The 24032-nt window shown below is 70.0% G+C and carries 21 protein-coding genes; 18 read left to right on the plus strand and 3 right to left on the minus strand.

From position 1 onward, the window contains the following. Positions 1-3 precede the first annotated feature (3 nt). Positions 4-1140, minus strand: a complete 1137-nt coding sequence (locus tag ACGFZA_RS10330; RefSeq protein WP_393678624.1) for a serine/threonine-protein kinase — start codon at positions 1138-1140, stop codon at positions 4-6. 1024 nt (positions 1141-2164) lie between these two features. Here ACGFZA_RS10330 and ACGFZA_RS10335 point away from each other — a divergent pair. The 5 genes from ACGFZA_RS10335 to ACGFZA_RS10355 all read left to right on the plus strand — a co-directional run bounded on the left by ACGFZA_RS10335 (position 2165) and on the right by ACGFZA_RS10355 (position 6719). Next, on the plus strand, positions 2165-2371 hold the full coding sequence (locus ACGFZA_RS10335; RefSeq protein WP_393678625.1) for a winged helix-turn-helix domain-containing protein: 207 nt from the start codon (positions 2165-2167) through the stop codon (positions 2369-2371). A gap of 172 nt (positions 2372-2543) precedes the next feature. Continuing rightward, the gene (locus ACGFZA_RS10340; protein WP_330830083.1) at positions 2544-3749 is read left to right on the plus strand and encodes a tyrosine-type recombinase/integrase; all 1206 of its coding nucleotides are present in this window, start codon (positions 2544-2546) and stop codon (positions 3747-3749) included. Between the two features lie 188 nt (positions 3750-3937). Then, positions 3938-5215 carry an alpha/beta fold hydrolase gene (locus tag ACGFZA_RS10345; RefSeq protein ID WP_393678626.1) on the plus strand — a complete coding sequence of 426 codons (1278 nt, stop codon included), beginning with the start codon at positions 3938-3940 and terminating at the stop codon, positions 5213-5215. 13 nt (positions 5216-5228) lie between these two features. Then, positions 5229-5891: an MBL fold metallo-hydrolase gene (locus ACGFZA_RS10350; RefSeq protein WP_385272808.1), complete on the plus strand. Its 663-nt coding sequence runs from the start codon at positions 5229-5231 to the stop codon at positions 5889-5891. A gap of 48 nt (positions 5892-5939) precedes the next feature. Continuing rightward, positions 5940-6719, plus strand: coding sequence for an exodeoxyribonuclease III (locus ACGFZA_RS10355; RefSeq protein WP_393678627.1), 780 nt, complete (start codon positions 5940-5942; stop codon positions 6717-6719). A gap of 16 nt (positions 6720-6735) precedes the next feature. On the opposite strand, the gene ACGFZA_RS10360 is transcribed toward ACGFZA_RS10355, so the two are convergent. Beyond that, positions 6736-7905 (minus strand): Cmx/CmrA family chloramphenicol efflux MFS transporter, encoded by a 1170-nt coding sequence (locus tag ACGFZA_RS10360; RefSeq protein WP_393678628.1) that lies wholly within the window; start codon positions 7903-7905, stop codon positions 6736-6738. Positions 7906-8625: 720 nt separating this feature from the next. On the opposite strand from ACGFZA_RS10360, the gene ACGFZA_RS10365 reads away from it, so the two are divergent. The 5 genes from ACGFZA_RS10365 to ACGFZA_RS10385 all read left to right on the plus strand — a co-directional run bounded on the left by ACGFZA_RS10365 (position 8626) and on the right by ACGFZA_RS10385 (position 12400). Beyond that, positions 8626-9066 (plus strand): DUF6278 family protein, encoded by a 441-nt coding sequence (locus tag ACGFZA_RS10365; RefSeq protein ID WP_385272799.1) that lies wholly within the window; start codon positions 8626-8628, stop codon positions 9064-9066. Positions 9067-9199: 133 nt separating this feature from the next. Next, complete coding sequence (locus ACGFZA_RS10370) at positions 9200-9943, plus strand: amino acid ABC transporter ATP-binding protein (RefSeq protein WP_385272796.1); 744 nt, start codon at positions 9200-9202, stop codon at positions 9941-9943. A gap of 14 nt (positions 9944-9957) precedes the next feature. Then, complete coding sequence (locus ACGFZA_RS10375; RefSeq protein WP_385272793.1) at positions 9958-10869, plus strand: glutamate ABC transporter substrate-binding protein; 912 nt, start codon at positions 9958-9960, stop codon at positions 10867-10869. Between the two features lie 17 nt (positions 10870-10886). Beyond that, positions 10887-11531: an amino acid ABC transporter permease gene (locus ACGFZA_RS10380; protein ID WP_385272790.1), complete on the plus strand. Its 645-nt coding sequence runs from the start codon at positions 10887-10889 to the stop codon at positions 11529-11531. Next, positions 11528-12400, plus strand: a complete 873-nt coding sequence (locus ACGFZA_RS10385) for an amino acid ABC transporter permease (RefSeq protein WP_385272787.1) — start codon at positions 11528-11530, stop codon at positions 12398-12400. The genes ACGFZA_RS10380 and ACGFZA_RS10385 overlap by 4 nt, the downstream gene beginning before the upstream one ends. Positions 12401-12541: 141 nt before the next feature. Here ACGFZA_RS10385 and ACGFZA_RS10390 read toward each other — a convergent pair whose 3' ends face one another. Beyond that, positions 12542-13762, minus strand: coding sequence for an Ig-like domain-containing protein (locus ACGFZA_RS10390; protein ID WP_393678892.1), 1221 nt, complete (start codon positions 13760-13762; stop codon positions 12542-12544). Positions 13763-14004: 242 nt separating this feature from the next. Between ACGFZA_RS10390 and ACGFZA_RS10395 the strand changes: the two genes are divergently transcribed. The 8 genes from ACGFZA_RS10395 to ACGFZA_RS10430 all read left to right on the plus strand — a co-directional run bounded on the left by ACGFZA_RS10395 (position 14005) and on the right by ACGFZA_RS10430 (position 24009). Continuing rightward, on the plus strand, positions 14005-15168 hold the full coding sequence (locus ACGFZA_RS10395) for a lipid II:glycine glycyltransferase FemX (protein WP_385272784.1): 1164 nt from the start codon (positions 14005-14007) through the stop codon (positions 15166-15168). Beyond that, the gene (gene murJ, locus ACGFZA_RS10400) at positions 15165-16856 is read left to right on the plus strand and encodes a murein biosynthesis integral membrane protein MurJ (protein ID WP_393678629.1); all 1692 of its coding nucleotides are present in this window, start codon (positions 15165-15167) and stop codon (positions 16854-16856) included. The genes ACGFZA_RS10395 and murJ overlap by 4 nt, the downstream gene beginning before the upstream one ends. A 64-nt stretch (positions 16857-16920) precedes the next feature. Next, positions 16921-17604: a response regulator gene (locus ACGFZA_RS10405; protein WP_385272778.1), complete on the plus strand. Its 684-nt coding sequence runs from the start codon at positions 16921-16923 to the stop codon at positions 17602-17604. Next, on the plus strand, positions 17601-19037 hold the full coding sequence (locus ACGFZA_RS10410) for a sensor histidine kinase (RefSeq protein WP_393678630.1): 1437 nt from the start codon (positions 17601-17603) through the stop codon (positions 19035-19037). The genes ACGFZA_RS10405 and ACGFZA_RS10410 overlap by 4 nt, the downstream gene beginning before the upstream one ends. After that, entirely contained in the window at positions 19034-19573 is a 540-nt protein-coding gene (locus ACGFZA_RS10415) for a hypothetical protein (RefSeq protein ID WP_385272772.1), read from the plus strand. The genes ACGFZA_RS10410 and ACGFZA_RS10415 overlap by 4 nt, the downstream gene beginning before the upstream one ends. A gap of 69 nt (positions 19574-19642) precedes the next feature. Next, positions 19643-20941, plus strand: coding sequence for a hypothetical protein (locus ACGFZA_RS10420; RefSeq protein ID WP_393678631.1), 1299 nt, complete (start codon positions 19643-19645; stop codon positions 20939-20941). Positions 20942-20968: 27 nt separating this feature from the next. Beyond that, positions 20969-21577: a S8 family serine peptidase gene (locus ACGFZA_RS10425; protein WP_393678632.1), complete on the plus strand. Its 609-nt coding sequence runs from the start codon at positions 20969-20971 to the stop codon at positions 21575-21577. Then, a complete protein-coding gene (locus tag ACGFZA_RS10430) occupies positions 21487-24009 on the plus strand; it encodes a hypothetical protein (RefSeq protein ID WP_393678633.1) in 2523 nt (840 codons plus the stop codon). The genes ACGFZA_RS10425 and ACGFZA_RS10430 overlap by 91 nt, the downstream gene beginning before the upstream one ends. The last annotated feature ends 23 nt before the right edge of the window (positions 24010-24032 follow it).

The raw sequence follows: 24032 nt of genomic DNA on the forward strand, positions 1-24032 counted from the left end.
CCGTCAAAGGGTGGAATTCACCGCGTACTGCTCCCGCAGTTCGCCCGCCACCCGCTGCGACGCCACCGGCCGCTCCCGCTGAGTGCGAGCTTTTGGCCTCACAGGTGGCGTGGGCAGCTCAGGTACCAGTTCTTCGTCGGCTTCCGGCTCCTCAGGCGCAGGCCGAATGTCGAGTGGGCTGACGAGGTTGTGCGGGTCCACGATCGCGGCCTGCTCATCAATCAGCTTCTCGATCGATGCAGAGGACGGTTCCGGCGTCGGAGTGTTCCCGCCAGCTGCTGTCGTGCGGTCGATGAGGGCGAGCCGCGCGTCGGCGGGCGTCCTGCCCGCTGCCTTCATGAGATCCGCGCAGGCGTCCGCCACCTTGGCCAGAGTGGGCCGGCCTTCCGGCGTGTGAGCGAGCATCGCTGCGAGCAGCTCTTTGAAGCCTTCCGGCACACCGCTCAGGTCCGGGCCGATCTCCGGGTTCGAGACCTGCATGGCGACGGCTTCCCACTGGTGTCCGTCGTACGGATAGTGCCGGGCCGCGGCGTATAGGAGGACCGTGCCCAGTGCGTACACATCCGCCGCCGGCGTCACCTGCGGATGCCCGCTCGCCTGCTCCGGGGGCATGCAGCGCACGGTCCCGATGATCATTCCGCTATGTGACAGCGTGTCCTTGGCAGCGTCCATGAACGCACTGAGTCCGAAGTCGATGATTATCGGGCCTTCGCTGCCCAGCATGACGTTCTGAGGCTTCAGGTCTCGGTGCAGCAGCCCCGCATCGTGCACGGCACTCAGCCCTTCGGCGAGGAGCGCGCCGAGGCTGGCCACCAACGGCAGTGGGAGCGTGCCGTCACTATCCACGCAGTCCAACAGGGTCCGGCCGGCCACATACTCCATCGCCAGCCACGGACGATCCGCGAACGGATCAGCATCCAGGAAGCGCGCCACCCGGTTGGTGCCGATCACTGTGCGAGCAATCAGAGCTTCCTTCTCGAAGCGCGCTCGCGTGACCGGGTCCAGCTTGTCGGTGCGAATGACCTTCACAGCTACGGGAGAGCCCGCGGGGGAGTACGCGAGATATACCTCGCCCATGCCGCCGGAGCCGAGCTCCCGAGCCACCGTATAGCGGCCAATCTGAGTGGGGCTCCCGGTCATGAGCTCAGTCCACGCCTTTCCACGTCAGCATCTGCTTGGGTCACTTACGCCGCTAGTTTGCCTGGTCTCCGGGCACTCTCGGCAACCAGTCCCGTCCCGGTGACCATGAGAAGAAGAGAGATGGCCATGATCCAGGCTCTGAGGGACTGTGTGACCCCGAGCGCCGGACGTTGGCTTGAAAACGGCGTTTTGCATGCCCATGTCCAGAAGTGAGATCGCCTTCACGGCTCAGGCCCGCTGGCAGCGGCTCTGAGTCAGGCAGGTGGTACGGCACACGCCGGTACTTCCCGCCGATGCCTCCTGTCGCCACAGGCGCCGATTTGTAATCGTCGAACACCGTGTTGGCGACTCGGTCGCTGTCAGCTCCTGGAGCTCAGCCACGCCCCCGCCGTCCAGCGCCCGCTGCGCATCGAGCTGGGCGTTCTCAGGGCGCTGGGAGGCGACTGCCACACCGCGTGCGCTGTGTGCGCCGTGTACGACCACGCCGGACGTCATCGCCTCCGCGTTCGCCCCGAGGGCGGCACGGCAGTGACGTCAAATTCGCTCCGCCGGCCGGAGGCGACCAGGCCGTGGTCGACGAGGTCGCGCAGAGCCTTCGTGTGTCGGTGGTGCCGGCATGCTCCTTCCGCCTGGATAGGTCCGGGGCGGCGCACGCCTCACGCGGGGCGTCGGCAGGGCATTCGCCCACGGCAGACGAGAAAGAGCCCCAAGGGACTGGAACCACCCAGGGGACCATGTCAACGTACAAGCTCCCCGGAAAACACCAGGTCAGAGACATCGAGGGTGGTGAGGATGCCGACCGCCCCGGAACCCGGTACCCGCCCCGTGTCTCCGTGTCACGTTCCCTACCAAGGAGGCTCACCTGTCGAAATCCGCACTTCGCTCGGCCCGCTTCACCGCTCCGATCCTCCTCGCGCTCGGCGCTGTGAACGCCTGGACTGCCCAGGCGAGAGCCGACTATGCCGCCCTCTCTACGGCCTTGTGCCTCTGCGTCTGTGCCGCCGGGCTTTTCGGTGAGGATCTGGTGCAACGCGGGTATCGCCAAGACCTGATGGTGCTCGCATACGTCGCGGCCCACCCAGGTGCTGAGACCCGTGGCATCGCCCAAGCCGTCGGTGCCCCCGAACGCGTCGTGACCCGTAACCTCAGCCGACTCACCGAGGACGGGCTCGTGGCCCTGGTCGAAGACGACGTGCACCCCGCGCTCAGGTCCTACCGATTGACGTCGTAGCCCCCGGATGCGGGGCGAAATATAGGCCACGATCCCCGGTTACCGAAACCGGGGATCGTGCAGACCATTGAGGGAGTTCGCACGCGGCTGTGCTTGGCGGTGGAGCCGTAGCGGATGGGGCCATCAATTCGCCTAGTGGCGTTGTGAAGAAGCGTCCGCCTGTCCGAGGAGAGTGAGTGTTCTGCCCGATCCCATCAAGAGACTTCCGCCGAACTCGAAGGGGAAGGCTAGATACCGATTTGTTGTCGACGTAGGAATCGACCCCGAAACTGGGAAGCGGAAGCAGTTGAGGCGCACCTTCGACTCCTTGAAGGAAGCTAAGGCTGAGTACGCCAACATAACTAATCGGCGGCATGAAGGGTCGCTTGTGCCGCCCAACAAGATCACCGTGAATGAGTGGCTCGATCGATGGCTGGCCATGAAGGCGGAAGACCTCGAAGAAACCACCATCTACAACTACAGGACTACCCTTGACCGAGTTCGTGGGAGGCTCGGCAATATCCGCCTCCAGGACCTTACTGAAGAGCACGTGGAAGAGTGGCGGGACTGGGCGCTGGCGCATGGCCGTGTGCGTGGCAAAAGGGCCGGAACGTCGCTCAGTGTCACCAGTGTGGATATGAGCCTCGCTCGACTGAAGGAAGCGCTGGGGAGAGCCGTTACCCGGCGATTGTTGTACGTCAATGTCGCTGCCCATGTGGTAATTCCTCGGAGGGCGCGCAAGGAGGAGCGGAAGAGGAAAGAGGAGGTGCCGCCCTGGAACGTCCAGGAGGTTCAAAAGTTCATCCATGGCATTAGGGATGAGCGTCTCTATGCTGCGCTCCTTCTTTCGCTGATGGGGCTTCGTCCAGCAGAAGTCTGCGGCCTCCGGTGGGAAGATGTTGACTTGGAGAATGCCACGATCGTTATCGCCAACACGCGCACGATGATGGGTAACGGGTACGTGGTGGAGAAGGACACCAAGTCTCTTGCGGGTGAGCGGGATCTGCCGCTGCCGGCCCTGGTGCTGGGCGCCCTCAAAGCATTCCGGGCTCTCCAAGCCGATGAGAGGCTCGCTCTGGGGGAGGCGTACACGGTTTCCGGCTACGTGCTGGTGCACGAGGCGGGCGATGCCTTTACGATCAAGCAACTTCGCCGACGCGCGTACCGGCTTATGGAACTTCTCGGGCTCCGCCGCGTCAGGATCTACGACGCACGCTCGTCGTGCTTCACCTTCTTGGCCAACAACGGTGTCCCGGATCACATCCTCGCCCGATGGGCCGGGCATACAAATATCAAGACGACCAAGCGGTGGTACGTCAAGCCGGATGTGGAGGATCTTCGTGGAGCCGCCACCACTTGGGATGGCCTGCACGGGGTTGCGGCGGAGGGGCAAGCGTGAGCGATGCGGACTGCCAGCCGTGCGACTTGCCGAGCCGCATGGCCAGCAGAATCGAGGTTGGTTCGGAGTCCGGCTGCTGGTTGCGGACCACTCTCGGCGGCAGGCTTGGCAGCGCCGGAACGGGGCAAGGCCCGACTAGGTCCACCCCGGCGATGTGACATCTCGTGACAGATGAGAGGGTCGGGCGGGTGAGCGAGACACCCCCGAACACCCTGCAATACCGCTTTGACGGGCCCGAAGACGCACCAGTCCTGGTGATCGGCCCCTCCCTCGGTACCACCTGGCACATGTGGGACCGCCAGATACCCGAGCTCACCCAGCACTGGAGAGTCTTCCGCTACGACCTCCCGGGACACGGCGGCGCGCCCGCGCACCCCGCCACCTCCGTCAGTGAGCTCGCCGACCGGCTGGTGGCCACGCTCGACAGCCTCGGTGTGCAGCGTTTCGGCTACGCGGGCTGCTCGCTCGGCGGCGCGATCGGCGCCGACCTCGCGCTGCGCCACCCGCAGAGGGTGGCCTCGCTGGCGTTGGTCGCGTCCTCGCCCCGGTTCGGCAGCGCCGACGAATTCCGCCAGCGCGGGGTGATCGTCCGCACCAACGGACTGGAGCCGATGGCCCGCACCGCGCCGGAGCGCTGGTTCACCGCGGGCTTCGCCGCCGCCCAGCCCGCCATCGTCGAGTGGGCCGTCCAGATGGTGCGTACCACCGACCCCGGCTGCTACATCGCCGCCTGCGAGGCACTCGCCGCCTTCGACATCCGGACCGATCTCGGCAGGATCGGTGCTCCCACGCTCGTCCTGGTCGGCGCCGAGGACCAGGTCACCGGTCCCGGCGACGCCCGGACCCTGGTCGCGGGCATACCGGACGCACGGCTCGCTCTCGTCCCGGGCGCCTCCCACTTGGCCCCGGTCGAGCAGCCGGCAGCCGTCACCGACCTCCTGCTCACTCACTTCTCCACGGCCTGGCAGGACACCCTGGCCGCCATTCCCGTCCCCTCGTTCGTGCCGAGGCTCTCCGCCCCCGTGCTGCCCGTCGCGGAGCTCACCACCGGCACCGTGCAGCCCGAGGCGGAGACCGGCGGGCGCCCCGATCCGTACGGGCCGGGCATGAAGATTCGCCGTGAGGTGCTCGGTGACGCCCATGTGGACGGCGTCATGGCCGCCTCCGACGATTTCACCGGCGACTTCCAGGAGCTCGTCACCCGCTACGCCTGGGGCGAGGTCTGGCGCCGGGAGGGTCTCGACCGGCGCACCCGCAGCAGCGTCACGCTCACCGCTCTGGTCGCCTCCGGACATCTGGAGGGCCTGGCGGCCCACGTCAGCGCCGCTCTGCGCAACGGCCTCACCCCGGCCGAGATCAGGGAAGTGCTGCTGCAGACGGCCGTGTACTGCGGGATTCCCGCCGCGAGTGCCGCTTTCACGATCGCCCAGTCCGTGATTCAGGCGGAAACGACGCCGCCCGCGTAGCAGGATGGGCTGTATGAACGCCCAGAACCCCGAGCCGCTCGCGCTCACCCTGACCAAGCAGTCCCACTCCTGCATCCGACTGGAGAAGGGCGGGCGCACGCTCGTCATCGACCCGGGCGGGTTCTCCGAGGGGGACGCCGCGATCGGCGCCGAGGCGATCCTGGTGACGCACGAGCACCCCGACCACTTCAACGAGGAGCGGCTGCGGGCCGGACTGGAGGCCGACCCGGCCGCCGAGATCTGGACGCTGCGCAGCGTGGCGGGGCAGCTCGCCGCGGCGTTCCCGGGGCGCGTCCACACCGTCGGCCACGGCGACACCTTCTCGGCGGCCGGATTCGACATCCAGGTGCACGGTGAGCTCCATGCCGTGATCCACCCGGATCTCCCGCGGGTCACGAACATCGGCTTCCTGGTGGACGGTTCCGTCTTCCACCCGGGGGACGCCCTCACCGTGCCCGAGCGGCCGGTCGACACGCTGATGGTCCCGGTGATGGCCCCCTGGAACAAGATCTCCGAGGTCATCGACTACGTGCGCGAGGTCAAGCCGCGCCGTGCCATCGACATCCACGACGCGCTGCTCACGGATCTGGCCCGCCCGATCTACGACACCCACATCGGCAACCTGGGCGGCGCCGACCATGCCCGGCTGGCCCCGGGGGAGTCGACCGGCGTGTGACGGGCGCCGCCCCGGCGACTGTCAGTGGGAGCCGCTAGGTTTACCTACATGCGCATCGCCACCTGGAACGTCAATTCGATCACCGCCCGCCTGCCGAGGCTGCTGGCCTGGCTGGAGAGCACCGGCACGGACGTGCTGTGCATCCAGGAGACCAAGTGCACGGCCGAGCAGTTCCCGGCCGAAGCGCTCCGCGAGCTCGGATACGAGTCCGCGGTCAACGCCACGGGCCGGTGGAACGGGGTGGCGCTGGTCTCCCGCGTCGGTCTGGCCGACGTCGTGACGGGGCTGCCCGGCGGCCCCGACTACGACGGCGTGCAGGAACCCCGGGCGATCAGCGCGACCGTCGGCCCGGTCCGCCTCTGGTCGGTCTACGTCCCCAACGGCCGCGAGGTCGAGCACGAGCACTACGCCTACAAGCTGCGCTGGTTCGAGGCGCTGCAGAAGGCGGTGGCGGCGGATGCCGCGGGGGCGCTGCCCTTCGCCGTCCTCGGTGACTTCAATGTGGCCCCGACCGACGAGGACGTGTGGGACCCGGCCCTCTTCGAGGGCGCGACCCATGTCACTCCCGCCGAGCGGGCCGCCCTCGCCACCCTGCGCGAGGAGGGCCTCGCCGACGTGATGCCCCGGCCGCTGAAGTACGACCGCCCGTACACCTTCTGGGACTACCGCGAGCTGCGCTTCCCGAAGAACAAGGGCATGCGTATCGACCTCGTCTACGGCAACGCCCCCTTCACCGCCGCCGTCAAGGACAGCTACGTGGACCGCGAGGAGCGCAAGGGCAAGGGCGCCTCCGACCACGCGCCGGTGGTCGTCGACCTCGACCTCTGAGCGGCGGCGCCAGGGCTCAGGCGTCCACGCTTGGCACCTGAGCCCGTACGGTCGCGAGGGCGGCGGCCGCCGCGGTCCCGACCGCCAGGACCATGAGCAGCGCGCTCACCCACAGCGGCGAGCGGAAGCCGAAGCCCGCGCCGATCGCCAGTCCGCCCAGCCAGGGCCCGACCGCCGCGCCCACGTTGAACGCCGCCGTGGCGAACGAACCGGCCAGGGTCGGCGCACCGCCCGCCAGCCGGAATACGTGCGAGATCATCGCGGTTCCGGTGCCGAAGGCGAGCATGCCCTGGACGAGGACGAGCGCGACCACCGCCACGGGGCTGCCGGCGCCGGACGCGAACAGGGCCCAGCCGACGGCCAGAGCGGCCAGGCCGGCCGCGGTCAGGGAGACGGGGCGGGAGTCGATGATCCGGCCGCAGACGGCGACCCCGATGAACGAGCCCACACCGAACAGCGCGAGCAGTACGGGCACCCACGCGGCACCGAGTCCGGTGACGTGCCGGGCGACCGGTTCGAGGTAGGAGAACGCGCAGAAGGTCGCTCCCTGGACGAGCGCGCTCGTCAGCAGGGCCAGCAGCAGCGGCGACCCGGCCAGCGTCCGCAGTTCGGCGTACGCGCTCGGCAGGGAGGCCGTGGGCCGCCCCGCAGGGATCGTCGCCGCGATCACGGCGCCGGCCGGCAGCGCGACGAGGGCCACGGCCCAGAACGCCGCACGCCACCCCCACTGCTCGCCCAGCCATGCTCCGGCGGGCACTCCCGCCACACAGGCGACGGTGACACCGCCGACCACCACGGATGTGGCCCGCGCCCTCGCCGCGGGTCCGGCGAGGGCGACCGCGGTGACCAGGGCGACGGCCCAGAAGCCGGCATTGGCCATCGCAGCGACGACGCGTGTCGCCAGCAGCACCCCGTAACTCGAAGTGACCGCACCGATGACGTGGACGGCGGCGAAGACGCCGAGGAAGGACAACAGGGCGCGGCGGCGCGGCCAGTTGCGGCCCAGGAGCGCCATCGCGGGCGCCCCGAGGACCATGCCCACGGCGAACGCCGAGGTGAGCAGGCCCGCGGCGGGAATGGACACGCGCAGGTCCGCGGAGATGCCCGACAGCAGACCGGACAGCATGAACTCGGAAGTGCCCTGGGCGAAGACGGCGAGCCCGAGAGCGTAGACGGAAAACGGCATGAAGAACCCCATGGACGGCTGGTGGACAGGAACCGGTCGGGGATGCGGGCCGCGCCCGCCCGTGACGACGAGCGGCAACGTGGCGGATCAGCTCAGCGGTCGATCAGCACAACGACCGGGCAGTACAACGGTCGATCAGCACCACGATCGCTCGGAGCGACGGTCGCGATCAGCGCCATGGCCACAGCGCTCACGGTCAAGCGCGCGTCGCGTCCCGGAGCGGCAGGAGCAGGACCCCGGGCCTCGGAGCCCGGCTCCGAGCGGGGACTCCGGGGTGTGGAGTGCTGGGAGAGCTGCGCCCGTGCGCCGGGCCCGGCGTGACCCGCATCGCATGGGTCCGGGCGGAGGCAGCGCGGCAGCCCTGACGCGGGAAGTCGGTCAGGCTCGGACGCGGGAAGCCACCGGGGGACCGGTGGCTAGCGTCTGTCGGACTCGGGGCTGCTCATGAGGCAGAAGCTACCAGCCCGACGCCCGGCTCCTCCACCCCGCTTCTCATCCGCTCTCTCCAGCCGCAACGCTCGCGGGCCCCACCCGCGCCGCATACGCGGACGACCGCATCGCTCGCTCGTCCGGCCGCGCCGCGTACACGCCCGGCCCGTGTGTTCGCCGGGCGGGAGCGTGTCCGGGTGAACGCGGGGCGTACGCGTGGTGGTCAGCACTCGAACGACAGGCCGCGCGCCCTGTGGTGCGGATGCGGGCCGGGATGGGACCCTGACTGGTATGAACATCCCTTTCTTGGACAACTGGCTTAAGCGACACGACGGAACACGGGGGACGGGGCTCGCGGCCGCCGTCGAGGCCGATCCGGAAGGCGTGGCCGAGATGCTCGCCGAATGTGAGCTGCTGCGTGTCCGGGTGGGGGAGAGAGGCCTCGAACTCGATGACAGCCCGGCCTCGTTGGCGGCGCTCGACCAGTTGCCGCCCCGCTGGCGCGACGATCCGGAGGAGTTGCCCTGGCTGGGCAACGACGCGGGGCTCTACCTGGGCACGGTCCTGGTGCGCAACGTCACCGGGGCGCTGTGGCGCATCCGGCCGAGCGGTCAGCCCGTGGTGCGCCTGCCTTCGGGGCGCGAGATCGATGTGGTCGAGGCCGGTCTGGACTGGGCGATGACCGGCAGCCCCGAGCTGTCCCAGGTGTACTCGGAGTCGGCCGAGGGGTGACGCCGGGCCTCGCGCACCGTGCGACGAGATAAAACGCCTTATGCCCTATTTGCGCGTGTCGAGTGTGAAGTCCCTTTCCGGGGTGGATAGTTTGCGCTGACCTCGACATAGCGATAAGTGGGTAGGGCAGCGTATGGCCGTCGATCCGTTGATCGAGCTGCGTGACGTCAATAAGTTCTACGGAAAGTTGCACGTACTGCAGGACATCAATCTCACCGTCGGCCGCGGGGAGGTGGTGGTGGTCATCGGCCCCTCCGGCTCCGGGAAATCAACGCTCTGCCGGACCATCAACCGGCTTGAGACGATCGAGTCGGGTCACATCTCCATCGACGGCAGACCCCTCCCCGAGGAGGGCAAGGGCCTGGCGCAGCTGAGGGCCGAAGTCGGCATGGTCTTCCAGTCGTTCAATCTGTTCGCGCACAAGACCGTGCTGGCCAACGTCTCGCTGGCGCAGCTCAAGGTCCGCAAGCGGAAGAAGGACGAGGCCGACAAGCGGTCCCGGGAACTCCTGGAGCGCGTGGGGCTCGTCGGCCAGGCCGACAAGTTCCCCGCCCAGCTCTCCGGCGGACAGCAGCAGCGTGTGGCCATCGCCCGCGCCCTCGCGATGGACCCCAAGGCGCTCCTGTTCGACGAGCCGACCTCGGCCCTCGACCCGGAGATGATCAACGAGGTGCTGGAGGTGATGCAGCAGCTCGCCCGCGAGGGCATGACCATGGTCGTCGTCACGCACGAGATGGGCTTCGCCCGCTCCGCGGCCAACCGCGTCGTCTTCATGGCCGACGGCCGCATCGTCGAGGACCGCACCCCGGAGGACTTCTTCACCGCTCCGGAGAGCGACCGCGCCAAGGACTTCCTGTCCAAGATCCTCAAGCACTGACGGGAGGCCCTGTGTTGCGTACGAGAAAAGTACTGGCCGCCTGTGCCGGTCTCCTGCTGGCCGTCCTTGCCGCGGGCTGCGGCAAGGACGGCAGCCCGCCGGTGAAGGGGCCGCAGCCCGAGGCGCTGCCGGTCTACAAGGTGGACACGTCCTTCCGGCTGCCGGACTCCAAGACCTGGACCAGCGCGAAGAAGCGCGGATACCTGCGGGTGGGGGCCAAGGAGGACCAGCCCTACCTCGGCGAGAAGGACCCCGCCACCGGGATCTACTCCGGTTTCGACATCGAGATCGCCCGCATGATGGCGGCCTCGCTGGGCTTCGACCCGAAGACGATCAGGTTCAAGACCATCGCCTCGGCCAACCGCGAGACCGCCCTGCAGAACGGGCAGATCGACTACTACGTCGGCACCTACACCATCAACGACATGCGCAAGAAGCTCGTCGGGTTCGCCGGCCCCTACTACATGGCCGGACAGGGGCTGTTGGTCCGCACGGACGAGAACGACATCCACGGACCGCAGGACCTGGCCGGCAAGACGGTCTGTTCGGCGGCCGGGTCGACCCCGTACCAGCGGATCGCCGCCGACTACCCGAAGGCGAAGCTGGTCTCCTACGACACGTACTCGATCTGCGTCGACAACCTGCTGACGTACCAGGTCGACGTCGTGACCACGGACGACGCGATCCTGCTGGGCTTCGCCGCGAAGGCGCCCGACGAGATGAAGGTCGTCGGCAAGCCCTTCTCCGAGGAGCCGTACGGCATCGGCGTCCCGCGCAGCGACAACGCGCTGCGGTTCGCGCTCAACGACGCGCTGGAGACCAACGAGAAGAACGGCAACTGGAAGAAGGCCTTCGAGGCGACGCTCGGGCTCTCCGGGGTGCCCGCGCCGAAACCGCCGCCCATCGACAACTACCCGGCGACCTGAGAGGACGGCCACGACACATGGACGTACTCACCGACAACTTCTCGCTCTACGGCAAGGGGTTCCTCGGGACCGTCGAGCTGACCTTCTACGCCTCGGTCCTGGCCATGGTCCTCGGATTCGTCATGGCGTCCTTCCGGGTGGCGCCCGTCGGCTCGCTCCGGGTGATCGGCACGGTCTGGGTGACCGTGCTGCGCAACACCCCGCTGACCCTGCTCTTCTTCGCCGTACTGCTCGGCCTGCCGCGCTTCGGCCTGGTACTGCCGTTCAACGTCTTCGCCATCCTCGCCCTCGGCTGCTACACCTCCGCGTTCATCTGCGAGGTGCTCCGCTCCGGTATCAACACCGTGCCGACCGGGCAGGGCGAGGCGGCGCGGAGCCTCGGGATGACGTTCGGCCAGACGCTCGGCAACGTGGTGCTGCCGCAGGCCTTCCGCTCGGTGATCCCGCCGATCGGCTCGACGCTCATCGCGCTCGCCAAGAACTCCGCGATCGCCGGGGCGTTCAGCGTCACCGAACTGCTCGGCACCTACAAGACCCTCAACGAACTGGGCTACAACATCATCTGGACCTTCGTCTGGATCGCCGTCGGATACCTGATCATCACTCTGACCATCAGCGCGATCTTCAACGTGCTGGAGAAGCGCTGGGGAGTCGCCCGATGACCGCCCATTCCGCCCCCAGCGCGACCGTCCTCTACGACATCCCGGGGCCGCAGACCCGCAAGCGGCACTTCGTGTACGGGATCATCTCGACGATCCTGATCCTCGCCCTGGTCGGCTGGGTCATCTATCTGCTGTTCGACACCGACCAGTTCACCAGCGCCAAGTGGACGCCCTTCGAGTACAAGGGCATTCAGGAACTGCTGCTGCGCGGGCTCGGCAACACCCTCAAGGCGTTCGCCTACGCCGCGGTGCTCTCGCTGGCACTCGGTGCCGTTCTCGCGGTGGGGAGACTCTCCGACCACAGGCCGGTGCGCTGGGTGGCGACGATCCTCGTCGAGTTCTTCCGCGCCATGCCCGTGCTGGTGATGATCTTCTTCATCTTCGTCGCCCTCAAGGTGCAGCCGCTGCCGGCCCTGGTCGCCGGACTGACGCTCTACAACGGCTCGGTGCTCGCCGAGGTCTTCCGTACCGGCATCAATTCGGTGGAGCGCGGCCAGGGCGAGGCGGCGTTCGCCCTGGGCATGCGCAAGACGCAGGTCACGACCTTCGTCCTGGCCCCGCAGGCGGTGCGCGCGATGCTGCCCACCATCATCAGCCAGCTGGTGGTGGCACTGAAGGACACCTCGCTGGGATACCTGATCACCTACGAGGAATTCCTCCACGCGGGGAAGCTCATCGCGTCCAACCTCGACTACGATCTGCCCTTCATCCCCGTGGTGATGGTGATCTCGCCGATCTACATCGGGATGTGCATGCTGCTCTCCTGGTTCGCCACCTGGGTGGCGAAGCGGCAGCGTCGCAACCCCAAGACGGAAGCGACGGGCGTCGCCCCGGCCCAGCCGGGCACGCTGATGTCGGGAACGCAGTAGCCGGGATCCGCCGAGCGAGGCGGCCCCGGGGAACGGTGCTCGTCCGGCAGCAGCCGGTGATCACTCCTCGCCCGCGGCACGGACGCCTGTGAGGGCCCGTGCCGGGCGGGGAGAAGGTCAGCTGCGTGCCGGGCCCCGCCGTCAGCCGAGAGCGCTCCTGGTCTGCCAGTCGGCCCAGGAGACGTTCCAAGCCCCGTAGCCGTTGCCCTCCGCGACCGTGCCCTTGGTGTCCGCGCCGGTGATCTCGAAGGGGTCGCCGACGCGGGCCTGCCGGTAGAGGGCCGCAGCATTGGCGTCACTCATCCCGACACAGCCCGAACTGTGGTTGGCCACCCCGAAGTACGCGGCGTTCCACGGCGCGGCATGGGCGTACATGCCCGACCAGGTCAGCCGCATCGAGAAGTCGACCATCTTGTCGTACGCGTCCCCCAGGCCCACCGTCTCGGAGTTCATGTTGATCGTGCCCTCCTTCGCCATCAGGACGGCCGTGCCCCGCCAGGACCTCTTGTCACCACCCGGCGTGCCCCCCGACACGGGCACGTCCATGACCGTTCTGCCGTCCCGCTTCAGCGCGAGGCGGTGACGGTCCAGGTCCACCTTGATCACCTGGCTGCTGCCGACGGTGAACGTCGTCGCGTAGTCGCGGACGAACCAGCCGCCCGATGAGCCCGAGTCGACGCCGTTGAGATCGGCGTCGAGCGTGATGCGGGTGCCGGACTTCCAGTACTCCTTGGGACGCCAGTCCACGCGGTCGCGGCCCGAGTAGTCCTGCAGCCACCCCCAGGAGCCCTCGGTGTTGTTCGAGGTGGAGACCTTGAGGGCCTTCTCGACCGCCGCCTTGTTCTTCACCGGGTGGTCGAACACGATGGACAGCGGCTGGGCGATGCCGACCGTGGTGTTCTTGCCCGGAGCGAGCGTCAGCTTGTTCACCTTGTCCGCCGCCGCCGTGGTGAACCCGGCCGAGTCGCTGCCGCCGCCCGCGCCCTTCGCCTCGACACGGTAGGCGGTGCCGGGCGCGGCCGGCCGGTCCGACGTCCAGGTCCTGCCGTCGGGCGACAGCCGACCCGTGAGGGCGTCACCGTCGTCGGCCGAGACCGTGACGGTGCGCAGCTTCCCGGCGGCAGCCGTCACCGTGACCGGTCCGCCCGCGGCGGCCGCGGTACCCCGCAGGTTCACCGAGATACGGGTCTGCGCGGCCTCGGAGGGACCGGCGCTCCGGTCCTTGCCGTCGTGACCGGAGGCCGCGGCGCCGCCGGAGCAGGCCGTCAGTGTGACGCCGAGCACCGCGGTGCCGGCCATCAGGGCGAGCCGGGCCGGGCGTGCCGGGCTCGTGGGTCGGTCGGTGCGCCGGGCGGCGGATATGAAAAGGGCGGGCAGCAACGGAAAAACCTCCTGGGCCTTGCTCTGTCGTCGAAGGAGAGGCATTCACCGGAGCCTAGGTTCCGTAAATCCACGGAAAAGCGGGAATGCGGTGTGTGACAAGAAGCGCAGCGCAACGGTCATCGTCCGGTCACATCCGGCGCGCAGCCCGGTCATGGTCCGCTGTGAGCATCCTGTGCAGCCCCGCAGGACCGCCGCGGGGCCCACGAGGGAGGGCCACGGACATGTCAGCGCTGCTCGCGACCGGAGAACGCAGCCGTGACCAGGAACTGCGCATATGCGGCCTGACCGCCGCCGAGCACCGGACACAGGTGGCCACGCACGCGGACGCGAGCTTTCTCCAGTACCCGTCCTGGGCCGGTGTGAAAGAGCAGTGGACGTCGGAAACGGTCGGCTGGCTCGGCGACCGCGGTGAATTGGCCGGGAGCGCGCTGATTCTCTACCGGCAATTCCCCGGCACCCGGAAATACTTCGCCTATATGCCGGAAGGACCGGTGGCGGACTGGTCCGATCCCGGAATCGACCGCTGGCTCCGGCCCCTCATGGCGCATCTGCGCGGCGCGGGCGCCTTCGCCGTACGCATCGGGCCGTCCCCGGCCTACCGCCGCTGGGACACCGCCCGTCTCAAGGCCGCCACCGGACCCGGCCGCAGCGTCGGCGACGTACTGGCGAGCGAGGTCGACCCGCTCGGGGCTGCCGTGGCCGACCGGCTGCGGGCCCGCGGCTGGCGGCGCTGCGGCGGGGACGGCGACGACGCCGACGCCCAGCCCCGGTACGTCTTCCGGGTGCCGCTCGCCGGACGGACCCCCGACGACCTGTGGGCCGGGCTCAACCAGGAGTGGCGCCGCAACGTCCGCCGCGCCGGAAAGGCGGGGGTGCGCATCGTCACCGGAAGCGCGGCCGAACTCCCCGAGTTCCACCGCCTGCTGCGGATCACCGAAGAACGCGACGGTTTCCGGCTCGGCCGTTCCCTGGCCTACTACCAGCGCCAGTACGCCGTGCTCAACGCCGAACAGCCGGGCAGGATGAAGCTCTGCCTCGCCGTGCACGAGGGCGAGATACTCGCCGCCCACACGATGATCAGCACCGGGCGCCGGGTCTGGTACCAGACGGGCGCGTCCGCCGACCACCGCCGCGAGGTCCGCCCCAGCAACGCCCTCCAGTGGCAGATGATCCTCGACGCACAGGCCCAGGGCGCCGAGGTGTACGACATGCGCGGGGTATCCTCCACGCTCGATCCCGACGACCGTCCCTTCGGGCTGCTGCGCTGGAAGTTCGGCACCGGAGGACAGGTCGTGGAGACCCTCGGAGAGTGGGAGACATCGGTGGGCGGAGCCGCCAACAAGACGCTGTACCGGGCGTTCCAGGCCTACCTGGCACACCGGTGACGGCCGCGGACGCGACCACCGGCACGGTCGCCCCCGAACAGCGCGAGCGGCAGGGCTCCGGCTCGGTGCTGCGCAGCGGCGCCGTCATGGCCGCAGGTTCCGTTGTCTCGCGGGCCACGGGCTTCATACGCTCGGCGGTCGTCGTCGCCGCGCTCGGCACCTCACTGCGGGCCGACGGCTACACGGTCGCCAACACCGTCCCCAACATCCTCTACATGCTGCTGATCGGCGGAGCCCTCAACGCCGTCTTCGTCCCCGAACTCGTCCGGGCCGCCCGGGAGCACAGCGACGGAGGCGCCGCCTACACCGACCGCCTCCTCACCCTCTGTACGGCCGGGCTGCTCGCCCTCACCGCGCTCGCCGTCGTCGGCGCCCCGCTGATCATCTCGGTGTACGCCCCGACCTACGACGGTGAGCAGGCCGAACTCACCATCGCCCTGGCCCGCTACTGCCTGCCTCAGATCCTCTTCTACGGGCTCTTCACACTGCTCGGGCAAGTGCTCAACGCCCGCAACCGGTTCGGCGCCATGATGTGGACCCCCGTCCTCAACAACCTCGTGATCATCGCGGTGTTCGGGCTCTACCTCTGGACGGCCGCGCGCGCGGACGGCGAACTGACCCCGGCCCAGGCACAGTGGCTCGGCTGGGGGACCACGGCCGGAATCGCCGTGCAGACCCTCGCGCTGGTGCCCGCCCTGCGCGCCGCGAGGTTCCGCTGGCGGCCTCGGTTCGACTGGCGCGGCAGCGGACTCACCCGGCCGCTGCGGGCCGCCGGCTGGCTCGTCATGCTCGTGCTCACCAACCAGGCCGCCTACTGGGTGGTGACCAGGCTCTCCACCGCCACCGGCCAGCACGCGGCGGACCAGCACCTGGCGGGCGGCGCGGGCTACACCGCGTACAGCTACGCCTATCAGCTGTGGGTGGTGCCGCAAGGCATCGTGACCGTCAGCCTCGTCACCGCGCTGATGCCGCGGATGAGCCGGTCCGCCGCCGACGGGGATCTGGCCGGGGTGCGGCGGGACGTCTCGTACGCGCTGCGGACCTCCGCCGCCGTCGTGGTCCCGGCCGCGGCCGCACTGCTCGCGCTCGCCCCCTGGGTGATGGGATCCGTCTTCGGGTACGGACAGACCGGCCCGGCCGACGTCACCGTGATGGCGGGCATGATGGCCGCCTTCGCGCCCGGACTCATCGCCTTCTCCGGGCAGTACGTGCTCTCGCGCGGCTTCTACGCGATGGGCGACACCCGCACGCCCTTCCTCCTCAACCTGGTCATCGCCGCGTTCAACGCCGGGCTCTCGGTCGCCGCCTATCTGCTGCTGCCCGCGCGCTGGGCGGTGACGGGGATGGCCGGGGCGTACTCCGTGGCCCTGTTCGCCGGGTTCGCCGTCACCGCGTACGTACTGCACCGCAGGGTCTCCGCGGCCGGCACGGAACGGCCCTCGCTGCTGCGCTCGCCGGGGGTGTGGGCACATGCCCGGCTGGTGGCCGCGTGCGTTCCCGCGGGGCTGCTCGCGTACGGGGCGGCCCGTGCCGTCGACACGGACGGACCGGGAATCGGGGACTTCGCCGCGGCCGGGACCGGCGTGCTGGTCCTCTTCCTGGTGGTGGCCCTGCTGGCCCGGCCGCTGCGGCTGACCGAGGTCGAGGCCGCGCTGAGCGCGGTCCGCGGGCGGCTGCGGCGCACCTGAGACAGCGCGCCCCTGCCTCTCACCCTTTTCGAATCCACTCCTTGACCGCTGGGATACTGACGCCATGCCTCGCGTGCTGCTGATCGAAGACGACCCCTCCGTACGGGAAGGGGTCGAGCTGGGGCTGCGTCGGCGCGGGCACGAGATGCGGACCGTCGGGACGGGCGAGGCGGGACTGGCCGCGCTGGCGGAGTTCAGGCCCGAACTCGTCCTGCTCGACCTCATGCTGCCGGGGATGAACGGCGTCCAGGTGTGCCGCCGCATCCGCGAGACCAGCCAGCTGCCGATCATCATGCTCACCGCGCGCGGCGACGACTTCGACGTGGTCGTGGGACTGGAGGCGGGCGCCGACGACTACATCGTCAAGCCCGCCCGTACCGAGGTCATAGAGGCCAGGATTCGCGCGGTGCTGCGGCGGCTCGCCGAACCCGCGGGGCGCGGCGGCGTCGAGACCCACGGCGCCCTGACCGTCGACCGGGTCGGCCTCGCCGTCGCCAAGGCGGGGGAGCGCCTGCTGCTCGCCCCTTCCGAACTGAAGCTGCTGCTCCACCTGTCGGCCTCGCCCGAGCAGGTCTTCAGCCGCCAGCAGCTCCTCGAATACGTGTGGGAGCACAGCTACCACGGTGACGCCCGGCTGGTCGACGCCTGTGTACGCAGGCTGCGGCAGAAGATCGAGGACGTGGCGGGCAGCCCCCGCTACATCCAGACCGTCCGTGGTTTCGGCTACCGCTTCGGACCCGTCGGATGAAGCTGCTCTCGGCCCGGTTCGGCCTGCGTACCCGGCTCATAGCCGCGTTCCTGTTCGTCGCCGCCCTCAGCGCCGCGACGACCGCCACCCTGACCTACCGCGAGGCCCGCTCCGCGATCATGCAACAGGCGCAGGACACCGCCGTCGCCCAGTTCCGCGACCGGATCAGCGCGCGGGGCATCGACCTCCCGCCCGACCCGGTCGGCCTGCGGGACCTGTGCCTCTCCCTGGCCCGTGACGGCAAGTCGCACACCTGGACCGTCTTCGCCGAGTACGGGAACCTGCGGGTCTCCTCCTCGGACCGGCCGACCTCCACCGTGATCACGGCGGCGCTGCGGACGGCGGCCAGGAACAACGGCCACGGCTCGTTCCAACGGGTGGTCAAGGACGGAAAACCCTGGCTGACCGTCGGCATGCCGACCCTCTTCAACCGCGGCGACGGCCGCCAGCCCACCGGTCTCGTCCTCTACGCCGTGATGCCGCTCGCCACCGAGGAGGCGAATGTCGACGCCATGGTCACCGCCGCCCGCGACGGTGCCCTGCCCGGCCTGCTCATCGCCCTGGTCCCCGCCCTTCTCGCCGCGCGCAGCGTCCTGCGTCCGGTACGCGAACTGCGCCGCGCCGCCGCCGGCATCGGCCGGGGCGAACTCCACACCCGGATCGCGGTCCGCGGCTCCGACGAAATCGCCGAACTGGCCTGGACGTTCAACGAGTCGTCGACCAAGCTCCAGGAGTCCGTCGACGAACTCCGCCAGGCCGAGGAACGGGCCCGGCGCTTCGCCTCGGACGTCTCGCACGAACTGCGCACCCCGCTCGCGGGCATGCTGGCCGTCACCGAGGTGCTCGACGAGGACGCAGCCGGGCTGCGGCCCGACACCGCGGCGGCCGTCCGGCTGATCAGTACGGAGACCGGCAAACTCGCCACGCTCGTCGAGGACCTGATGGAGATCTCCCGATTCGACGCCGGAGCCGTCGACCTCCACAGCGACGAGGTCGACGTGGCCGAGACCATCCGCAAGACCCTCCAGGCCCGCCACTGGGACGACCGCGTCCGTACCGAACTCCCCGACGGGGTACGAGCGGTGCTCGACCCGCGGCGTTTCGACGTGGTCGTCGCCAACCTGGTCGGCAACGCACTGCGGCACGGCGCCGAGCCCGTCACCGTACGCCTGCGGACCGGGCAGCGGGACGGCGTGGCCCGGCTGGTGGCGGAGGTCGAGGACAGCGGACCGGGAATCGACGCCGCCGTACTCCCGCACATCTTCGACCGCTTCTACAAGGCCGACGCCGCCCGTACACGGTCGACGGGGAGCGGGCTGGGCCTCGCGATCACCCGGGAGAACGTCCGGTTGCACGGCGGCACGGTCCAGGCCGCGAACGGACCGGCCGGTGGCGCGGTGTTCACCGTCGAACTGCCCTTGGAGGGGCGGTGAGGAGCGGGCGCGCGCTCGGCGCGCTGCTGCCCGTGGTGCTGCTGGCCGCCGGATGCGGCATCCGGGCGACGGACGTCGTCGAGGCCGGCGAACCGGCGATCGTGCAGGTCGCACCGGCCGGACAGCTCGGCACGGTCCTGTACTTCGTGTCCTCGTCCACGGCGTCCCGGCTGATGCCGGTGGTGCGCTACGCCGATTGGCAGGGGAGCGGGTCGGGAGCGGGGTCGGGGTCGGGCGGGGAGATGCCGCCCGCCGGAGCCAGCAAGGCCCTCAGCCTGCTCTTCGCAGGTCCTACCCGGGCGGAGCGCGACGCGGGCCTGCGCTCCGAACTGCCGGGTGACCGGATCAAGATCGGTGTCGAGCTGAGCGCGCAGGGGGTACGCGTCACCCTGGACACCCGGGTCACCGGGCTTTCGGAATCCGCACGCCAGCAGCTCTTCTGCACCGCGGCGCAGGCCCGTACCGCCGACCGCGGTGAGGCGGTGACGGTCACCGGCACCGACGGCGTCATCGGACCGGCCCACTGCTCCGTCTGACCGCGCCCCGGCCGCGGCGAGAGGTGAGACAGGTCCGTCAACAGCCCCTCCCGCCGGCGTCCTTACGACATGTCCACAACCCGCCACACCTGGCCCCTGCCCTCGGTCCGGCTCCGTCCCATAGACCTTCCGGGACGCAACCGACCGAAAGAGGGACCGTCCACCTCCCGAAGGCGACGGCTCACCGCCGTCGCCCTCACGGCTGCCCTGGCCGGCTCGCTGCTGAGCCTGTCCGGCCCGCCCGCCCAGGCCGCGCAACCCGCCCCGGCCGCGGAGATCCCGCACCCGCTCGGGGCCCGCAAGGCCGACGTACCGAAGGACACCCGGCACGACAAGCTGGGCCCCCACGACCGCACCCTGCTGCAGAAGGCGCGGTCCGGCAAGGAGAAGACGGTCACCGTCCTGCTCGCCGCGCCGAAGGGCCGCACCGCGCAGCTCCGTGCCGACCTCGCCGGGCTGGGCGCACACGTCGCCACGTCGGACGACCGGCTGGGGTACGTACGGGCCACCGTGCCGACGGAGAAGGCCGAGAAGCTCGCGGCGCTCGGCACCGTCGCCGCGATGGACCTCGGCGAGACCTTCGACCTGCCGGACCCGTCTCCCGTCACGGCGGCCGACCGGAAGGCCCCCGCCGCCGGCAAGCCTGTACCCGCGCCGGGCAAGGGGACGCCCGCCGCCAATCCCTACCTGCCGACGGCCGACACCGGCGCCGTCGACTTCGTCGGGGACCACCCGGACTGGGACGGCCGCGGTGTCACCATTGGCATCCTCGACACCGGCGTGGACGCGAGCCACCCGGCGCTGCGGACCACCACGACCGGCGCACCGAAGATCGCCGACTGGGTCACCGCTACCGACCCCGTGACGGACCAGGACCCGACCTGGCTGGAGATGCGCACCAAGGTCACCGGCCCGTCCTTCTCCAGCGCCGGTGCCACCTGGAGCGCTCCCGAAGGCGAGTTCCAGTTCCAGGTGTTCAAGGAGAGCGGCACCTGGGGCAGTGAGCTCGGCGGAGACGTCAACCGCGACGGTGACTACAAGGACAGCTTCGGCGTCCTGTACCGCAAGGCCGATCACACCATCTGGGTCGACACCGATCTCGACCACTCCTTCGAGGCGGACGAGACCGTGCGGCCGTACGCCGAGAGCGGCACCATGGCCCGCTTCGGCACCGACGATCCCGCCACCCCCGTCGCCGAGTCGCTGCCGTTCACCGTCGAGTACCGCGACGACGTCGACCTCTCCCGCGCGGCGGCACCAGCACCGGCAAGACCGCCGACTTCGTCAGTATCGGCATCGTCTCCGGCGCCCACGGTACGCACGCCGCCGGCATCACCGCCGGGCACGGACTGTTCGGCGGGAAGATGAACGGCGCTGCCCCCCGGCGCGCGCATCGTGTCCGAACGTGGCTGTCTGTTCGCCTCCGGCTGCACCTCCTACGCCCTGGTCGAGGGCATGATCGACGCCGTCGCGAACAAGCACGTCGACGTCGTCAACCTGTCCGTCGGCGGCCTGCCCGCCCTCAATGACGGCCAGAACGTCCGTGCGGTCCTGTACGACCGGCTCATCGACGAGTACGGCGTGCAGATCTTCGTCTCCGCCGGCAACGACGGTCCCGGCGTGAACACGGTCGGGGACCCGTCCGTGGCCGGACGCGTCGTCAGCGTCGGTGCCTCGGTCAGCCGGGAGACCTGGTGGGCCGACTACGGTTCGCGGGTCACGGCACGACAGGCCCTCTTCCCGTTCTCGGCCCGAGGACCGCGCGAGGACGGCGGGATGAAGCCGACGCTGCTCGCGCCCGGCGCCGCCGTCTCCTCCATCCCGACCTGGCTGCCCGGTTCGCCCGTCCCGCAGGCCGGCTACGAACTGCCCCGGGCTACGGCATGTTCAACGGCACGTCGATGGCCTCCCCGATGGCCGCGGGAGACGCCGCCCTCCTGCTCTCCGCCGCCGCCGGAACCGGCCGCAAGCACGTCAGCCCGGCCGCCCTGCGCGCCGCACTGACCGGCTCCGCGCGCTTCCTCGACGAGGAGCCCGCGTACGCCCAGGGCGCCGGCCTCATCTCGGTGCCCGCCGCCTGGAAGACCCTGGCGAAGCACACGTCCCACGGCGAGCGGACCGAACCCACGGCGTACGACGTCAAGGCCCCGGTCTGCGGTGCGCTGTCCCGGATGCTCGCCACCCCGGACAGCGGCGAGGGCGTCTACAACCGCTGCGCGCCCCAGGACGGCGGCCAGGTCGCCGGTACGACGCGCACCTACGGCGTCGAGATCACCCGCACCGGATCGGGGAGCAGCCTCACCGAACTGTCCTGGCTCGGCAACGACGGCACGTTCGACGCGCCCGAGCGCGTCACGCTGAAGCAGGGGGACACCACGACCGTGGCCGTCCGCGCACGGGCCAGGACCACGGGCGCGCACTCCGCCGTGCTGCGCGTCGACGACCCGGCCACCCCCGGTGTCGACCGCATGGTGCTGGTGACCGTCGTCGTCGCGGAACTGCCCGGCAGTCCCGCGTACCGCGTCGCGGCGTCGGGCGACGCCGTTCGCAACCGGACCCGGTCGATGTTCGTCACCGTTCCGAAGGGTGCCTCCGCCGTCCGGGTGGACCTGTCCCGCATCGCCGAGGGCTCCCAGACCCGCTTCCTGGCCGTCGACCCCCAGGGCATGCCGGCCGACGACACCGGTGCGGGCCGCTGCTACACCCACTACTCCGACGAGAAGGAGTGCGACCTCACGACCCGGGTGTACGAGCATCCGATGCCCGGTGTCTGGGAGTTCGAGGTGGAGAGCCGACGTACGTCGCCGCTGTCGGAGAACCCCTACCGGCTGACCGCGACCATCCAGGGCGCCACCCTCGACCCGCCGTCCTCGGTGGTCGACGAGGCGGCCCTGCACGCCCCGCTGGAGCGGAATTTCACCGCCGTCAACGCGTTCGCGCCCGTCCGGGCCCACGCGGCCGGCGGCGCCCTGGGCGCCCTGGCCGAGGCTCATCCCACGGTCGGCGACCAGGAGATGACCGGCAAGCAGATCATCGTGCCCCGCGACGCCTCACGCTTCGAGGTGTCGATGGGCAACGCAGCCGACCCCGAGGCCGACCTCGACCTGTTCCTGGTCGCCCAGAGCGGCGCCCTGATCGGTTCCTCCACCAACGGAGGCTCCGAGGAGACGATCGCCGTCGACAAGCCGGCTCCCGGGTACTACGAGCTCTACATCGCCGGGGTGAGCGTGCCCTCGGGCAGCACCGACTTCGACATCCAGGACACGATGTTCGCCGACTCCCTCGGTTCCGCGACCGTGGAGGACGGCACCCCCGTCGATCTCGCCTCCGGCGGGTCGCTCGGTGTGCGCGGCCGTCTGGTCGCCGACACCCGCCCCCCGGCGGGCCGCCGCCTGGTGGGGCGCTTCTCCCTGGTCACCGACGAGGACACCGTCATCGGCAGCTCCGACGTCCTGATCGGCACGGTCACCCAGCCGAAGGCGGAGGTCACCGCGGAATTCGGCCCCGCCATCGCCTTCGCCCTTGACGACCGGGGCCGCGTCGTCGGCTCCCGGCTGGCAGCCGGCCGCTCCCAGCCTATGCGCTGGGACGCGGCGAGCGGTGTCACTCTGCTCGACAACGCCGGTGCCCGCGAGGGCCACGTGCTCGGAGCGAGTGAGGAAGCGGGCTACGCCGCAGGCCAGTTGACGCTGGCCGAGGGTACGCGCGGCGGTGTGTGGGCACCGGACGGCACGCTCACCACCCTGCCGCTGCCCGCGTACGAGGCATACACCTACGACCGCGCCTTCGCGGTCAACGACTCCGGGGCAGTCGTCGGCAACGCCTCCGGCCTGATCGACGATCCGGCCACCGGCCACAAGCTCACGGTCAACGAAGGCTTCCGCTGGACGAAGGACGGTGGGTTCACCAGGCTGGCGAACCTGACGTCGGAGAGGGACCTCACCGAACCCCTCGCCGTAAACAACGCGGGGGTCGTCGTCGGCCACGCCCGCAAGGAGGGCAAGCGCCGGGCCGTCGAGTGGGCCCCGGACGGAACGGTCACCGACCTCGGGACGCTGCCGGGGATGCCGGACAGCATCGCCCGGGACGTGAACGACACGGGCACCGTCGTCGGCACCAGCGGTCACGACGCGTTCGTCCTGAAGCCGGGCGGCACCATGACCCGGCTGCCCGACTTCGGTTTCGACGCGGACGCCGAGGCGGTCGACGAGGCCGGCTGGATCGTCGGCACCGCCGAGTTGCAGCCCGACGCCTCCACCGCCGTGGTGTGGGACCCGCAGGGCCGGATGTACGACCTCGGAGCGATGGTGGACACGGCGCACTGGGTGCCGACCGAGGGCATCGGGGTGAACAACCGTGGTGAGGTCGCCTTCTACGCCACGGACAAGACGGACGGAGGGGCGACGAAGGTCGTCGTGGCCGGACTCCCCGACTGACACGGAGGACGGGACCGGCGGAT

The organism is Streptomyces sp. NPDC048211 (assembly GCF_043202315.1).
GTDB lineage: Bacteria > Actinomycetota > Actinomycetes > Streptomycetales > Streptomycetaceae > Streptomyces.

Excerpts from the sequence above, each read along its gene's own strand:
- ACGFZA_RS10420 (WP_393678631.1), top strand. The coding sequence starts at position 19,643 with ATGTCCACAACCCGCCACACCTGGCCCCTGCCCTCGGTCCGGCTCCGT.
- ACGFZA_RS10365 (WP_385272799.1), top strand. The coding sequence starts at position 8,626 with ATGAACATCCCTTTCTTGGACAACTGGCTTAAGCGACACGACGGAACA.
- ACGFZA_RS10410 (WP_393678630.1), top strand. The coding sequence starts at position 17,601 with ATGAAGCTGCTCTCGGCCCGGTTCGGCCTGCGTACCCGGCTCATAGCC.
- ACGFZA_RS10430 (WP_393678633.1), top strand. The coding sequence starts at position 21,487 with ATGGCCGCGGGAGACGCCGCCCTCCTGCTCTCCGCCGCCGCCGGAACC.
- ACGFZA_RS10360 (WP_393678628.1), bottom strand. The coding sequence starts at position 7,905 with ATGCCGTTTTCCGTCTACGCTCTCGGGCTCGCCGTCTTCGCCCAGGGC.
- ACGFZA_RS10350 (WP_385272808.1), top strand. The coding sequence starts at position 5,229 with ATGAACGCCCAGAACCCCGAGCCGCTCGCGCTCACCCTGACCAAGCAG.
- ACGFZA_RS10370 (WP_385272796.1), top strand. The coding sequence starts at position 9,200 with ATGGCCGTCGATCCGTTGATCGAGCTGCGTGACGTCAATAAGTTCTAC.
- ACGFZA_RS10355 (WP_393678627.1), top strand. The coding sequence starts at position 5,940 with ATGCGCATCGCCACCTGGAACGTCAATTCGATCACCGCCCGCCTGCCG.
- ACGFZA_RS10330 (WP_393678624.1), bottom strand. The coding sequence starts at position 1,140 with ATGACCGGGAGCCCCACTCAGATTGGCCGCTATACGGTGGCTCGGGAG.
- ACGFZA_RS10405 (WP_385272778.1), top strand. The coding sequence starts at position 16,921 with ATGCCTCGCGTGCTGCTGATCGAAGACGACCCCTCCGTACGGGAAGGG.
- ACGFZA_RS10380 (WP_385272790.1), top strand. The coding sequence starts at position 10,887 with ATGGACGTACTCACCGACAACTTCTCGCTCTACGGCAAGGGGTTCCTC.
- ACGFZA_RS10385 (WP_385272787.1), top strand. The coding sequence starts at position 11,528 with ATGACCGCCCATTCCGCCCCCAGCGCGACCGTCCTCTACGACATCCCG.
- ACGFZA_RS10395 (WP_385272784.1), top strand. The coding sequence starts at position 14,005 with ATGTCAGCGCTGCTCGCGACCGGAGAACGCAGCCGTGACCAGGAACTG.